Source organism: Novosphingobium sp. RL4 (assembly GCF_035658495.1).
GTDB lineage: Bacteria > Pseudomonadota > Alphaproteobacteria > Sphingomonadales > Sphingomonadaceae > Novosphingobium.
On the sequence record NZ_CP141944.1, the window covers coordinates 1,384,747 to 1,396,789 of the forward strand.

Sequence of the window (12,043 nt, forward strand, 5' to 3'; positions counted from 1 at the left end):
ACGCCCGGAGGTCGTCCGCTAGTTCTCGCTGGCCGTCGTCCGCCCGGGTCGTGCGGACGAAAGGTGTGATGATGGTGAACGACCTCTTCGCCGGCGTGACCGCCGGTGCCCGTCCCGCCAAGAGCGGGCTCTATATTGCAGATATCGTCGAGATGCTTCAGGCGCTGGCGCCGCAGGCCGCTGCCGCCAAGCTCGGCCGCATGGCCGACGTGCGCGCCGTGGCTGTGCTTGACCGGCCCGAATTCTCGGCGGCTCCCGATGTCCTGGCCTTGCTGCCGCAGCCGCGCGCCGTCCAGCTTCTTGCGCAGATGGCGGAAGACCGGGCTGCCGACGTGCTTGCCGAAATGGACGAAGCCGTGGCTGGCCAGCTCCTCGGCGCCCTTGCTCCCGAAGTGCGCACTTCGCTGCGCAGCCTGCTGGCATGGCCGGAAGACAGCGCCGGCGGCATGATGACGACGGAGTTCGTCGCCGCACGGATTTCGGCCAGCGTGGCTGAAGTTCTCGATCTCATCCGTACGGTGGAGCGCAGCCGCGAGACGGTCTATTCGGTGTTCCTTCTCGACGAGCGGGGCCGCCTCGATGCCACGATCTCGCTGCGCCGCCTGATCGCCGCACAGCCCGATTCGCCGGCGATCGACCTTGCCCGGGACCGGGAGCCGGTAACGGTGACGCCCGGCACCGACCGCGAGGAGGTGGCTCACCTCATCCGGCGGCACGATCTTCTTGCGCTGCCGGTGGTGGACGACGAGGGGCGGCCCCTCGGGATCGTCACCGTGGATGACGTGCTTGACGCGCTGGTGGCCGAGCATACCGAGGACGTCCAGAAGTTCGGCGGACTGGAGGCGTTCGACCGCCCCTATCTCGAAACCGGCTTCTTCGAGATGATCCGCAAACGCGCGGGCTGGCTCAGCGTGCTGTTCGTTTCGGAAATGCTCACCGCCAGCGCCATGCAGCATTTCGAGAACGAACTGGCCCGTGCAGTGGTGCTGACGCTGTTCATCCCGCTGATCATGAGTTCGGGCGGCAACAGCGGCAGCCAGGCGACCTCGCTCATCATCCGGGCGCTTGCGGTCGGCCAGGTGCGCCTGCGCGACTGGTGGCGCGTGGCGCTGCGCGAACTGCCGGCGGGCATGGTGCTGGGCGCCATCCTCGGTACGGTGGGCTTCGTGCGCATCGCCGCGTGGCAGGCGCTGGGCTTCTATGATTACGGCAGCCACTGGATCCTGATCGCGACCACTGTTTCGGCCGGTCTTGTAGGGATCGTGACGTTCGGTTCGCTGGCGGGCTCGATGCTGCCGTTCCTGCTCCAGAAGCTGGGCTTCGATCCGGCCAGTGCATCGGCCCCGTTCGTCGCGACGCTCGTGGATGTCACGGGGCTGGTGATCTATTTCACCATCGCGCTTGCCATTCTATCCGGTACGCTGCTCTAGGCCCGGATGATCGAATTGGCGACCCATCCCTTGTCGCCGGATACCAGACGAAAGGACGGCCCCATGGCATTCACCGCGAAGATCCTGTTGCTCGGCTCGGGCGAACTGGGCCGCGAATTCGTGATCTCGGCCAAGCGGCTCGGCTGTCAGGTTGTGGCCTGCGACGCTTATGAGGGCGCGCCTGCCATGCAGGTGGCGGACCAGTTCGAGGTGTTCTCCATGCTCGATGGCGAGCGCCTGCGTGCCGCCATCGAGAAGCACCGGCCCGATTTCATCGTCCCCGAGGTTGAGGCGATCCGCACCGAGGTGCTGGCGGAAGTGGAGGCCGAGGGTTTCTGCGTCGTGCCGTCCGCGCGCGCGACCCAGATGACGATGAACCGCGACCGTATCCGCGAAGTGGCGGCGACGGAACTCGGCCTGCGGACTTCGCGCTATCGCTATGCCGAGAACCTGGATGAGGTCATGGCCGGCGCCGCGCACACGGGGCTGCCTTGCGTCATCAAGCCGGTCATGTCGTCATCGGGCAAGGGCCAGAGCACGGTGCGCGATGCCGCCGATCTGGAGAAGGCGTGGGACTACGCCGTGTCCAACATGCGCGGTGACCGTGCGCGCGTGATCGTGGAGGAGTTCGTCGATTTCGATTACGAGATCACCCTCCTGACCGTGCGCAGCCGCGAGGGCGTGTCGTTCTGCCCGCCGATCGGCCACCGACAGGAGCGCGGCGATTACCAGGAATCCTGGCAGCCGACGCCGATGGCGCCCTCCGCCATCGCCGATGCGCAGGACATGGCGCGCAAGGTCGTGGACGATCTTGGCGGTTACGGCATTTTCGGCGTGGAGTTCTTCGTGAAGGGCGAGGATGTGATCTTCTCCGAGCTCTCGCCGCGCCCGCACGATACCGGGATGGTCACGCTCATCTCGCAGAACCTTTCCGAGTTCGACCTCCACGCGCGCGCGATTCTCGGCCTGCCGATCCCGGAAATCACCCTGCATGGGCCCAGCGCCTCGGCGGTGATCCTGGCTGACCGGGTGTCCGATTCCTTCGCTTACGAAGGCCAGGCAGATGCGCTGGCGACGCCGGGCGGCCAAGTGGACCTGCGCCTTTTCGCCAAGCCCACGACGCGGCCCTATCGCCGGATGGGCGCGACGCTGGCGCTCGCCGGAGATACAGACAGCGCACGCCGGATCGCGGCGGAAGCCGCCGCGAAAGTGCGCATCGTTTACGAATAAGGGGAGGGCAGGGGAGCCGCTCCCCTGCCGCCTCAGAAGCTGTTCTTGGCTTCCCGCAGGGCCGCGAATGTAGCCACCGCGTCTCCATGTGACCCTTCCGGCGCCCAGCGCGCCTGCAGCGCCGGATCGTCCGCGCGCAGGAACGGGTTGGTGAGCAGTTCGCGGCCCAGCTTGGCCGGAACAGTGGGCAGCCCGGCCGCCCGGGCGCGGACGATATCGTCGGCATAGGCTGCCAGCTCGGCATTGTCGGGGTCGGCGTGAAGCGCGAACCTGGCGTTCGATGCGGTATATTCGTGCGCGCAGTAGAGCATCGTGCCCGCAGGAAGCGCCTTGATCCGCTGGAGGCTCGCCCAGAACTGGGCCGGATCGCCTTCGAACATGCGCCCGCAGCCCAGCGCAAAGACCGAATCGCCGACGAAAGCCATTTGAGCGCCGGGAATGTAGTAGGCGCAGTGGCCCAGCGTATGGCCGCCCACGTCGATAACCTGGGCTTTCCAGTCACCCAGCGAAACCACGTCGCCTTGCATCACCGTGCGGTCCACGCCGTCGATCCTTGCGGCATCGCCCTGCGGCGCGGTGATCGTGCAGTTGGTGACGGCCTTGATGGCCGCATTCCCGCCAGCGTGATCGGGGTGCCAGTGGGTGTTCCAGATCTGGGTGATCTGCCAGCCCCTGTGTGCGGCCTCGCGCAGATATTCGTCGGCATCCGGGGTATCGATGCAAGCGGTTTCGCCGCTCGCCGGATCGTGCAGCAGGTAGCCGTAATTGTCGCTGAGACAGGGAAACTGGTGGACTTCGAGCATGGGGTCTCTCCTCAGGGAGAGATTTAGGAGCTCAATCGGCGATCGGGAAGCCGCCTTCGCATTGCGAAGTATCGCATGTGCCGGCTGAGCCGGCGAAATCCAGGATCGAGGTGGCCGCCAACAGAAAGGCCTAGGCGATCGGTACGCCCCAACGTTCGAGGACTGTTTTCAGCAGGTCTCGTATCGCCATGCGCGGAGCCTATCACGTTCCCGCAAAAGCAAAAGCCCGCCCGGATTTCTCCGGACGGGCCTTTACTGATTCACCTCGCGGTGAAACCCGGAACGTTCTTACGAACGGTTCTTGAGGGCTTCGCCGAGGATGTCGCCGAGCGAAGCGCCCGAGTCCGACGAACCGTACTGTTCCACGGCTTCCTTCTCTTCGGCCAGCTGGCGGGCCTTGACCGAGAAGTTGGGCTTCTTGGAACGGTCGAAACCGGTGACCATGGCGTCGAGCTTCTGGCCGACCTGGAAGCGGTCGGGGCGCTGCTCGTCGCGGTCGCGGCCGAGGTCCGAACGCTTGATGAAGCCGGTGGCGCCATCGTCGCCAGCCTGGACTTCCAGACCGCCGTCGCGAACTTCGAGGACGGTCACGGTGGTGACCTGGCCACGACGCAGGCCGCCTTCGCCGCCGGCTGCGGCAACGCCGCCAGCTGCCGGAGCACCGCGCTCAAGCTGCTTCATGCCGAGGCTGATGCGTTCCTTCTCGACGTCGACGTCGAGAACCACGGCCGAAACCTGCTCGCCCTTGCGGTGCAGAGCCAGCGCGTCTTCGCCCGAGATGCCCCAGGCGATGTCCGACATGTGAACCATGCCGTCGACGTCGCCGTCGAGACCGATGAACAGGCCGAATTCAGTGGCGTTCTTGACTTCGCCTTCAACCTGCGAACCGACGGGGTGCTTCTCGGCGAAGGCTTCCCAGGGGTTCTGCTGAGCCTGCTTGAGGCCGAGCGAGATGCGGCGCTTGTCCGAATCGACTTCGAGAACGACCACTTCGACTTCCTGCGAGGTCGAGACGATCTTGCCGGGGTGGACGTTCTTCTTGGTCCAGGACATTTCCGAAACGTGGACGAGGCCCTCGATGCCGGCTTCCAGTTCCACGAAGGCACCGTATTCGGTGATGTTCGTGACAGTGCCCGACAGCTTGGCGCCGACCGGGTACTTGACGGCTGCGCCTTCCCACGGATCGCTTTCCAGCTGCTTCATGCCGAGGCTGATGCGCTGGGTGTCCTGGTTGATGCGGATGATCTGGACCTTCACGGTGTCGCCGATGGCGATCACTTCGCTCGGGTGGTTGACGCGCTTGTAGCTCATGTCGGTGACATGGAGCAGGCCGTCGATGCCGCCGAGGTCAACGAACGCACCGTAGTCGGTGATGTTCTTGACGACGCCTTCGATGACCTGGCCTTCGCTCAGCTTGTCGATCAGCTCGCTGCGCTGTTCGGCGCGCGTTTCTTCGAGGACGGCGCGGCGCGACACGACGATGTTGCCACGGCGACGGTCCATCTTGAGGATCTGGAAGGGCTGCGGCACGTCCATGAGCGGGGTGACGTCGCGCACGGGGCGGATGTCGACCTGCGAGCCGGGAAGGAAGGCAACGGCGCCGTCGAGGTCGACGGTGAAGCCGCCCTTGACGCGGCCGAAGATCACGCCTTCGACGCGCTTGCCTTCACCGAATTCGTTTTCGAGCTTGTCCCAGGCGGCTTCGCGGCGTGCGCGGTCGCGCGACAGCATCGCTTCACCGTCGGCGTTTTCGACGCGGTCGACGTAAACTTCGACTTCGTCACCGACCTTGAGGCCGTGGTCGTCTTCACCGCGGGCGAATTCGCGCAGGGCAACGCGGCCCTCGCTCTTCAGGCCCACGTCGATGACGGCCTTGTCGTTTTCGATGGCGGTGACGGTACCCTTGACGACGCGGCCTTCGAAGCCGTCATCGGCGACGCCGCCGAGCTGATCGTCAAGCATCTTCGCGAAATCATCGCGAGTGGGATTGGCAGAAGTAGCCATTAAAGGTCTTTCCTGTTCAACATTTTCCCGGCCAGGCGGTTGTTTCCGCCGGTCTTTCCTCCGCTTTGCCGCACCATGCAGGCGAAACGGGCCAAAAGGGCCGAACTGCCACGGTGGCCGGATGCCGGCCGTGGCGTCCTTCGAGCCGCATGGCTCTCCAGACCGGCGGCCACTACGCCGTTGGCCGCCGAAATGCAAGGAGAATGGGGCCGTTCAGGGAAGGACCGCAGCGGCCTTCCCGGCGATGGCCACGGCAGCGGCGATCGCCTCGTCACGGCCCAGTTCCGAGGTGTCGAGAACGACGGCGTCGTCGGCGGCGACAAGCGGGGCGTCCTTGCGGTTGCGGTCGCGTTCGTCGCGGGCGGCGAGATCGGCCTCGATCTCTTCAAGGGAGACCGTGCGGCCCTGCGCCTGCATCTCCAGGAAGCGGCGCTGGGCGCGGGCGGTGACGGATGCGACGACGAAGAGTTTCACCCCCGCTTCCGGCGCGATCACGGTGCCGATGTCGCGGCCGTCAAGCACGGCGCCGCCGGCCTGCGTGGCGAAGCTGCGCTGGCGTTCGAAAAGGGCCTGGCGCACGGCGGGATGCACCGAGGCGCGGCTTGCCAGCCCGCCGGTGGCTTCGGAGCGCAGTTCGGGGTCTTCGAGCAGCCCGTCGGCGAATGTGCAGGCGGCAAGCGCGGCGGCCGGGTCGTCAGGATTGCCGCCATCGAGGAAGCACTGCCGCCCCACCGCGCGATAAAGCAGCCCGGTATCGAGGTGAGGCAGCCCGAAATGGCGGGAAAGGGCTTTGGCGATAGTGCCTTTGCCCGAGGCGGTGGGTCCGTCTACGGCGATGATCATGGCTGGCTTCATGGCCGCTGGCAGGGATCAGTGCAAGGTCGTGTCGTCCGACGGGCGCAACCGCTTGCGGCGTGACAGCAGAGCCTTCAGGAGGCCGCATCCGGCGATCACCGCCCAGAGCGATTCCATCGCGATCGAGGGCAGGTTCACGTTCACCATCAGCGAGATCAGCAGCAGCACCGCGCCGGCAAGGTTGAGCCCGTGCTGGAGGTAGCGGTTCGGCCTGTCCTCATAAGTGACGTAGGCATAGGCGAGAATGCAGCAGGCCGTTCCCAGGAAGCCGAGGACGTTGCTGAGCGTTTCCGGCAGTTCGAGGATCATGCAGGCTCCCGGCCGAATGGCGGAAGGCGGCATCGCGCCGCCTCCTTTAGCCAAATGCGCCTATCCGGCGAGCGTTGCCAGAAGTTCCTCGAAATTGGGGAAGCTGGTGGCGATCGGGCGGGTGTCGTCGACTTCGACGCCGTCCCGGCTGCCGAGGCCCGCGATCGCCATGGACATGGCGATGCGATGGTCGAGATGCGTCGTGACCCGGGCATCGCCCGGCGTGCCGGGCAGGGGCGCGCCGCCGGTGCCGGTGATGACGAGGCCGTCCTCGCGCTCCTCGATCCCGGCGCCGGCCAGCGTGAGCGCGGCGGCCATGGCGGAGAGCCGGTCCGATTCCTTCACGCGCAGTTCGTCGAGTCCGCTCGTCACGGTAACACCCTCGGCCAGCGCGGCGGCTACGAAGAGGACCGGGAACTCGTCGATCATGGCGGGGGCGACGGCGGGATCCACTTCGATGCCCTTGAGGGCCGAGTGCTTCACCAGCAGGTCCGCGACCGGTTCGCCGCCCACTTCGCGCTCGTCCAGGAATTCGATCTGGCCCCCCATCTGGCGCAGCACTTCGACAAGGCCGGCGCGGGTGGGGTTGAGGCCGACGTTCTCGATCACGACCTCGCTGCCCGGCGTGACCAGTGCGGCGACGATGAAGAACGCCGCGGACGAAGGGTCGCCCGGAACGTCGATGACCTGCGGCTTGAGTTCGGCCTCGCCCTTGAGCGTGATGATGCGGGTGCCGTCGGCCTCCACGGTCACGGTGAGGTCGGCGCCGAAGCCCTTGAGCATGCGTTCGGAGTGGTCGCGCGTGGGGACCGGCTCGATCACGGTGGTGATTCCCGGCGTGTTGAGGCCGGCCAGCAGCACGGCGCTCTTTACCTGGGCGGAGGCGACCGGCAGGCGGTAGGTGATCGGCACGGCGGGCGAGGCGCCGCGCACGATCAGCGGCAGGCGGCCGCCTTCGCTCGCCTCGAAGCTCGCGCCCATTTCCGAGAGCGGATCGATCACGCGGCCCATCGGGCGCTTGGAGAGCGAGGCATCGCCGGTGAAGCTGACATGGATCGGGTGGCTGGCCACGAGGCCCATCAGCAGGCGGGTGGAGGTGCCGGAATTGCCCATGTCGAGCGGACTTTCAGGCTGGAGCAGGGCGCCGACGCCCACGCCGTTCACCCGCCACTCGCCTTCGCCGATGCGCTCCACGCTGGCGCCCATCGCGCGCATGGCTGCGGCGGTGGCCAGCACGTCCTCGCCTTCGAGCAGGCCGGTCACGCGGGTTTCGCCCACGGCCAGTGCCCCCAGCATGATCGAGCGGTGGCTGATCGACTTGTCGCCCGGCACGCGGATGCGTCCTTTCAGCGGTCCTGCGGGCAGGAAACGGCGGGGGCGCATGGCGGTGGTGGTGTCGTGGCTCACGGCAAGGCTTCTTTCGAGGCTGGAAGGGGCGCAAAATCGCGGGGCTTTTGACAGCGGGTGCGGCCTATGGCAAGGCGCGCGCCCTGATGCGACCCGCGCGCTTGATCCCGCATGCTTGATTTTGCGCGCCGGCCCTCCCATCAAGACACGGAATTCACGCCTGCGCCTTTCGGACGGGCCATTATTGAGGACATTTCATGGCAAAGCCTGAATGGGGCGCCAAGCACGGCTGCCCGAAATGCGGCACCCGCTTCTACGACCTGGGCAAGGATGACCCGGTTACCTGCATCGAGTGCGGTAATTCCTGGCAGCCGGAACCGGTTCTGAAGTCGAAGCAGCCGATTCCCTATGAGGAAATCCAGAAGAAGGAAGTCGTCGAGACCGAGGATTCGGATCTCGCCGAAGACGATCTGGACATCGACGACGACGGCGATTCGCCGGACAACGACGTCGATCTCGGCGGCGATGACGATCTCGGCATCGGCGCGGGCGACGACGACGGCGACCGGGACGAGTAAGTCTCGAACGCATCGGTTCAGGAAAGGGCGCGCAGCTTCGGCTGTCGCGCCCTTTCTCTTTATCGGGTCCGATCCTAAAAATGACAGGTCGGTGAAAATTTCCTCTTGTCAGCCCGGCGAACCCAATCTAGAGGGCGGCCTCCCAAGCGGAGGCGCAAGCCGATGCAAGGGAACGGACCGAACCTCCCGGGGCTGGTCCGCTGAAATGATTGGGGCCTTAGCTCAGCTGGGAGAGCGCCTGCATGGCATGCAGGAGGTCAGCGGTTCGATCCCGCTAGGCTCCACCATTTCATCATTGCAGTTTCGCGGGAACGCGACACGCTGGCTGACGAGGTTTCGTCCGCCGGCGTTTTTCGCATAACGTCCCGTCACGCCGGTCAGCGAGGTTTCGCCCACCGGCGTTTTTGGCGTTCTGGCTGGCCCGTTGGCCGGCCAACAGTGGAGTTAGGCATGTTCGACAGCCTTTCGGATCGTCTCGGTGGCGTTTTCGACAAGCTGCGCGGTCGCGGCGCGCTCAAGGAGCAGGACGTTCGCGATGCCATGCGCGAAGTGCGCATCGCGCTGCTCGAAGCCGATGTCGCGCTCCCCGTCGTGCGCCGCTTCATCGACCAGGTTACCGAAAAGGCCGTTGGCCAGTCGGTGCTGCGCTCGGTCACGCCGGGCCAGCAGGTCGTCAAGATCGTCAACGATGCCCTGATCGAGATGCTCGGCGGCGAAGAGACCGCTGAACTCGATCTCAATGCCGCGCCCCCGGTCGTCATCATGATGGTCGGCCTTCAGGGCTCGGGCAAGACCACCAGCACCGCCAAGATCGCCCGCCTCCTCCGCGAGAAGCAGGGCAAGAAGGTTCTGATGGCCTCGCTGGACGTCAACCGTCCGGCCGCGCAGGAACAGCTTCGCGTCCTTGGCGAGCAGGTCGGCGTCGCCACCCTGCCGATCATCGCCGGCCAGCAGCCGACCGAGATCGCCACCCGTGCGATGCAGTCCGCCAAGCTGCAGGCCGTCGACGTGCTGATGCTCGATACCGCGGGCCGCCTGCATGTCGACACGCAGCTCATGGACGAGATGAAGGCGGTTGCCGCCATCTCGAACCCCCGTGAAACGCTGCTCGTGGTCGACTCGCTGACGGGTCAGGACGCGGTCAACGTCGCGCAGTCGTTCTCCGGCGAAGTCGATCTTACTGGCGTCGTGCTCACCCGCATGGATGGTGATGCGCGCGGCGGTGCGGCGCTGTCGATGCGGGCCGTCACCGGCAAGCCGATCAAGTTCGCGGGCACCGGCGAGAAGATGGAGGCCCTCGAGGTCTTCCACCCGAGCCGCGTCGCCAACCGCATCCTCGGCATGGGCGACATCGTCTCCATCGTCGAGAAGGCCGCCGAAGCGGTCAAGATCGAGGACGCCGAAGCGCTGGCGAAGCGCATGGAGCAGGGGAAGTTCGACATGAACGACCTGCGCATGCAGCTTGGCCAGATGCAGAAGATGGGCGGCCTCGGCGCGCTGGCAGGCATGATGCCGGGCATGAAGAAGGCCAAGGCGGCGATGCAGGCCTCGGGCATGGACGACCGCGTGTTGCTGCGCATGGACGCGATCATCGGTTCGATGACGCAGAAGGAGCGCGCCAACCCCGCGCTGCTCAATGCCAAGCGCAAGATCCGCGTCGCCAACGGTTCGGGCACCCAGGTGCAGGATGTGAACAAGATCCTGAAGATGCACCAGGAAATGTCCAAGGCCATGAAGCAGATCAAGAAGATGGGCGGCCTCAAGGGGCTGGCCGCGATGTTCGGCAAGGGCGGCCTCGATGCTGCCATGCCGGGCCTTGGCGGCCAGGGCCTCGGTCCCGGCGCGGCGGGCCTTCCCGGCCTCGGCGCCGGTGGTCCCGATCTCGGCAAGTTTCTGAAAAAGTAATTTTTGAAGATTTGAAGGAAAGGTAGAGCAATGTCCGTTTCGATCCGTCTGTCGCGCGGTGGCGCGAAGAAGCGTCCTTACTACAAGATCGTCGTCTCCAACTCGCGCGCTCCGCGCGACGGCAAGTATCTTGAGCAGGTCGGCACCTACAACCCGGTCCTCGCCAAGGAAGACGAGAACCGCGTGCGTCTGGTCGAGGACCGCGTTCGCTACTGGCTCGGCGTTGGCGCACAGCCGACCGACCGCGTTGCCCGCCTGCTCGACAAGGCCGGCATCAAGGAACGCGCCGCCACCGTGAACCCGAACAAGGCTGAGCCGGGCAAGAAGGCCAAGGACCGCGCCGAGGAAAAGGCCGAGAAGCTGCGCGAAGCTGAAGAAGCCGCTGCTGCGGCAGCTGCTGCTCCGGCCGAGGAAGCTCCGGCTGAAGCAGCCGCTGAGGAATCGACCGAAGCCTAAGCTTCAGGTTCGAATCCACAATGGCTGGTCAAGACCGCCCCGTCACGCTTGCTGCCGTTACCGGCGCGCACGGCGTGACGGGCGAGGTTCGCCTCAAGCTGTTCGGTGAAGGCGTGGCCGCGCTCAAGCGCTACCGCGCCTTCAACGATTCCACCCTGACGCTCGCCAAGCTGCGCGACGACGGCAAGGGCGGCGCGATCGCTCGCTTCGAGGAAGTGACCGACCGCAACGCCGCCGAAAAGCTGCGCGGTACCGCGCTCACCGTTCCGCGCTCGCAAATGCCGGAACTGGGCGAGGGCGAGTATTACCACGCCGACCTGCTCGGCCTGCGCGCCGTTTCGGACGCGGGCGAGGAGCTTGGCATCTGCATCGCGATCGACAACTTCGGTGCCGGCGATGTGATCGAGATCGAGCGTCCGGTGGGTGAGGGCGAAGATGGTGCCAAAAGCGCCAGAAGCCGCCGCTTCATGGTGCCGATGAACGAAACCGCCGTTCCCGAATGGGATCATGAGCGGATCGTGATTGCCGCCGCCTTCGCGGATGAGTGATTTCCTCGTGGGGCTGGCGGCGATAACGATCATCGCCAATCTGCCCTGCGTTGCGCTCCTGCTGCTTCTACGCCGGATAGCCCCGCGCATGCATGGCCTGCTGCGCGGGGCTATTGCCGTTCTGGCGGGTGCGATCGTGGTAGCCGGGGCCATGGTTCTTCTGGGCGAACCGGAGGCTTTCCAGGCCGGCGTGCTTCATGCTTTCGCGTCGCTGCTTCCGGCACTTTTCATCGGAGGCGGCGTCTGCTTGCCCGCCACCCTCTATCTGGCGCGTCGCTGGCGTCATGACGGCGCGGCGCATCTTCCTGCCATTTTCGACTAGCGGTCAGGGCGCGGGCTGTTCGGCCTGACCGGCCGGTGTCGTCGGCGCGGCGCTGCCGAGCGCGAAACTGCCCGCGACAGTGGCGCCCAGCATGCCGATAAGCACAAAGGCGATAAGCCCGGCTTTTGGCATGCGCCGTCCGCTCATCCCCACTGCCACTCTTGCAAGGCCATCGTTCACATCGTTCGAAAAGCGGGTGTGACACTGGCTCCACTGCCGCATGAAGTGTTCGTCCTGCATGGCATGCATCCTTGTT

The 12,043-nt window shown here is 65.8% G+C and carries 13 protein-coding genes and 1 tRNA gene; 8 read left to right on the forward strand and 6 right to left on the reverse strand.

Annotated features, from left to right (window positions below; translation table 11 throughout):
* Nucleotides 1-50: 50 nt before the first annotated feature.
* Entirely contained in the window at nt 51-1,430 is a 1,380-nt protein-coding gene (mgtE, locus tag U9J33_RS06755; protein ID WP_243692632.1) for a magnesium transporter, read from the forward strand.
* A gap of 63 nt (nt 1,431-1,493) precedes the next feature.
* A complete protein-coding gene (gene purT, locus U9J33_RS06760) occupies nt 1,494-2,660 on the forward strand; it encodes a formate-dependent phosphoribosylglycinamide formyltransferase (RefSeq protein ID WP_324698688.1) in 1,167 nt (388 codons plus the stop codon).
* A 32-nt stretch (nt 2,661-2,692) separates the two neighbouring features.
* Here purT and gloB read toward each other — a convergent pair whose 3' ends face one another.
* The 5 genes from gloB to aroA all read right to left on the reverse strand — a co-directional run bounded on the left by gloB (nt 2,693) and on the right by aroA (nt 8,014).
* Entirely contained in the window at nt 2,693-3,463 is a 771-nt protein-coding gene (gloB, locus tag U9J33_RS06765) for a hydroxyacylglutathione hydrolase (RefSeq protein WP_324698689.1), read from the reverse strand.
* A 288-nt stretch (nt 3,464-3,751) separates the two neighbouring features.
* On the reverse strand, nt 3,752-5,467 hold the full coding sequence (gene rpsA, locus U9J33_RS06770) for a 30S ribosomal protein S1 (RefSeq protein WP_132469073.1): 1,716 nt from the start codon (nt 5,465-5,467) through the stop codon (nt 3,752-3,754).
* Between the two features lie 213 nt (nt 5,468-5,680).
* Nucleotides 5,681-6,310, reverse strand: coding sequence for a d(CMP) kinase (locus U9J33_RS06775; RefSeq protein WP_324698690.1), 630 nt, complete (start codon nt 6,308-6,310; stop codon nt 5,681-5,683).
* A 27-nt stretch (nt 6,311-6,337) separates the two neighbouring features.
* Nucleotides 6,338-6,664, reverse strand: coding sequence for a CBU_0592 family membrane protein (locus U9J33_RS06780; RefSeq protein ID WP_324698691.1), 327 nt, complete (start codon nt 6,662-6,664; stop codon nt 6,338-6,340).
* Between the two features lie 27 nt (nt 6,665-6,691).
* Nucleotides 6,692-8,014 (reverse strand): 3-phosphoshikimate 1-carboxyvinyltransferase, encoded by a 1,323-nt coding sequence (gene aroA, locus U9J33_RS06785; protein WP_324699018.1) that lies wholly within the window; start codon nt 8,012-8,014, stop codon nt 6,692-6,694.
* A gap of 221 nt (nt 8,015-8,235) precedes the next feature.
* On the opposite strand from aroA, the gene U9J33_RS06790 reads away from it, so the two are divergent.
* From U9J33_RS06790 to U9J33_RS06815, 6 genes are all read left to right on the forward strand, one after another.
* The gene (locus tag U9J33_RS06790) at nt 8,236-8,556 is read left to right on the forward strand and encodes a TIGR02300 family protein (protein ID WP_054439779.1); all 321 of its coding nucleotides are present in this window, start codon (nt 8,236-8,238) and stop codon (nt 8,554-8,556) included.
* Nucleotides 8,557-8,767: 211 nt separating this feature from the next.
* Nucleotides 8,768-8,843, forward strand: a tRNA-Ala gene (locus tag U9J33_RS06795).
* A gap of 163 nt (nt 8,844-9,006) precedes the next feature.
* Complete coding sequence (gene ffh / locus U9J33_RS06800) at nt 9,007-10,461, forward strand: signal recognition particle protein (protein WP_185997788.1); 1,455 nt, start codon at nt 9,007-9,009, stop codon at nt 10,459-10,461.
* A gap of 30 nt (nt 10,462-10,491) precedes the next feature.
* On the forward strand, nt 10,492-10,917 hold the full coding sequence (rpsP, locus tag U9J33_RS06805) for a 30S ribosomal protein S16 (RefSeq protein WP_054439775.1): 426 nt from the start codon (nt 10,492-10,494) through the stop codon (nt 10,915-10,917).
* 20 nt (nt 10,918-10,937) lie between these two features.
* Nucleotides 10,938-11,465: a ribosome maturation factor RimM gene (gene rimM / locus U9J33_RS06810; RefSeq protein WP_185997786.1), complete on the forward strand. Its 528-nt coding sequence runs from the start codon at nt 10,938-10,940 to the stop codon at nt 11,463-11,465.
* Nucleotides 11,458-11,787, forward strand: a complete 330-nt coding sequence (locus U9J33_RS06815; protein ID WP_324698692.1) for a hypothetical protein — start codon at nt 11,458-11,460, stop codon at nt 11,785-11,787. The genes rimM and U9J33_RS06815 overlap by 8 nt, the downstream gene beginning before the upstream one ends.
* A 3-nt stretch (nt 11,788-11,790) precedes the next feature.
* On the opposite strand, the gene U9J33_RS06820 is transcribed toward U9J33_RS06815, so the two are convergent.
* Entirely contained in the window at nt 11,791-12,027 is a 237-nt protein-coding gene (locus U9J33_RS06820; protein WP_324698693.1) for a hypothetical protein, read from the reverse strand.
* Nucleotides 12,028-12,043 lie beyond the last annotated feature (16 nt).

Coding starts and splice junctions, on each gene's coding strand:
- purT (WP_324698688.1), top strand. CDS start 1,494: ATGGCATTCACCGCGAAGATCCTGTTGCTCGGCTCGGGCGAACTGGGC.
- gloB (WP_324698689.1), bottom strand. CDS start 3,463: ATGCTCGAAGTCCACCAGTTTCCCTGTCTCAGCGACAATTACGGCTAC.
- rpsA (WP_132469073.1), bottom strand. CDS start 5,467: ATGGCTACTTCTGCCAATCCCACTCGCGATGATTTCGCGAAGATGCTT.
- U9J33_RS06775 (WP_324698690.1), bottom strand. CDS start 6,310: ATGATCATCGCCGTAGACGGACCCACCGCCTCGGGCAAAGGCACTATC.
- U9J33_RS06780 (WP_324698691.1), bottom strand. CDS start 6,664: ATGCCGCCTTCCGCCATTCGGCCGGGAGCCTGCATGATCCTCGAACTG.
- aroA (WP_324699018.1), bottom strand. CDS start 8,014: ATGCGCCCCCGCCGTTTCCTGCCCGCAGGACCGCTGAAAGGACGCATC.
- U9J33_RS06790 (WP_054439779.1), top strand. CDS start 8,236: ATGGCAAAGCCTGAATGGGGCGCCAAGCACGGCTGCCCGAAATGCGGC.
- ffh (WP_185997788.1), top strand. CDS start 9,007: ATGTTCGACAGCCTTTCGGATCGTCTCGGTGGCGTTTTCGACAAGCTG.
- rpsP (WP_054439775.1), top strand. CDS start 10,492: ATGTCCGTTTCGATCCGTCTGTCGCGCGGTGGCGCGAAGAAGCGTCCT.
- rimM (WP_185997786.1), top strand. CDS start 10,938: ATGGCTGGTCAAGACCGCCCCGTCACGCTTGCTGCCGTTACCGGCGCG.
- U9J33_RS06815 (WP_324698692.1), top strand. CDS start 11,458: ATGAGTGATTTCCTCGTGGGGCTGGCGGCGATAACGATCATCGCCAAT.
- U9J33_RS06820 (WP_324698693.1), bottom strand. CDS start 12,027: ATGCAGGACGAACACTTCATGCGGCAGTGGAGCCAGTGTCACACCCGC.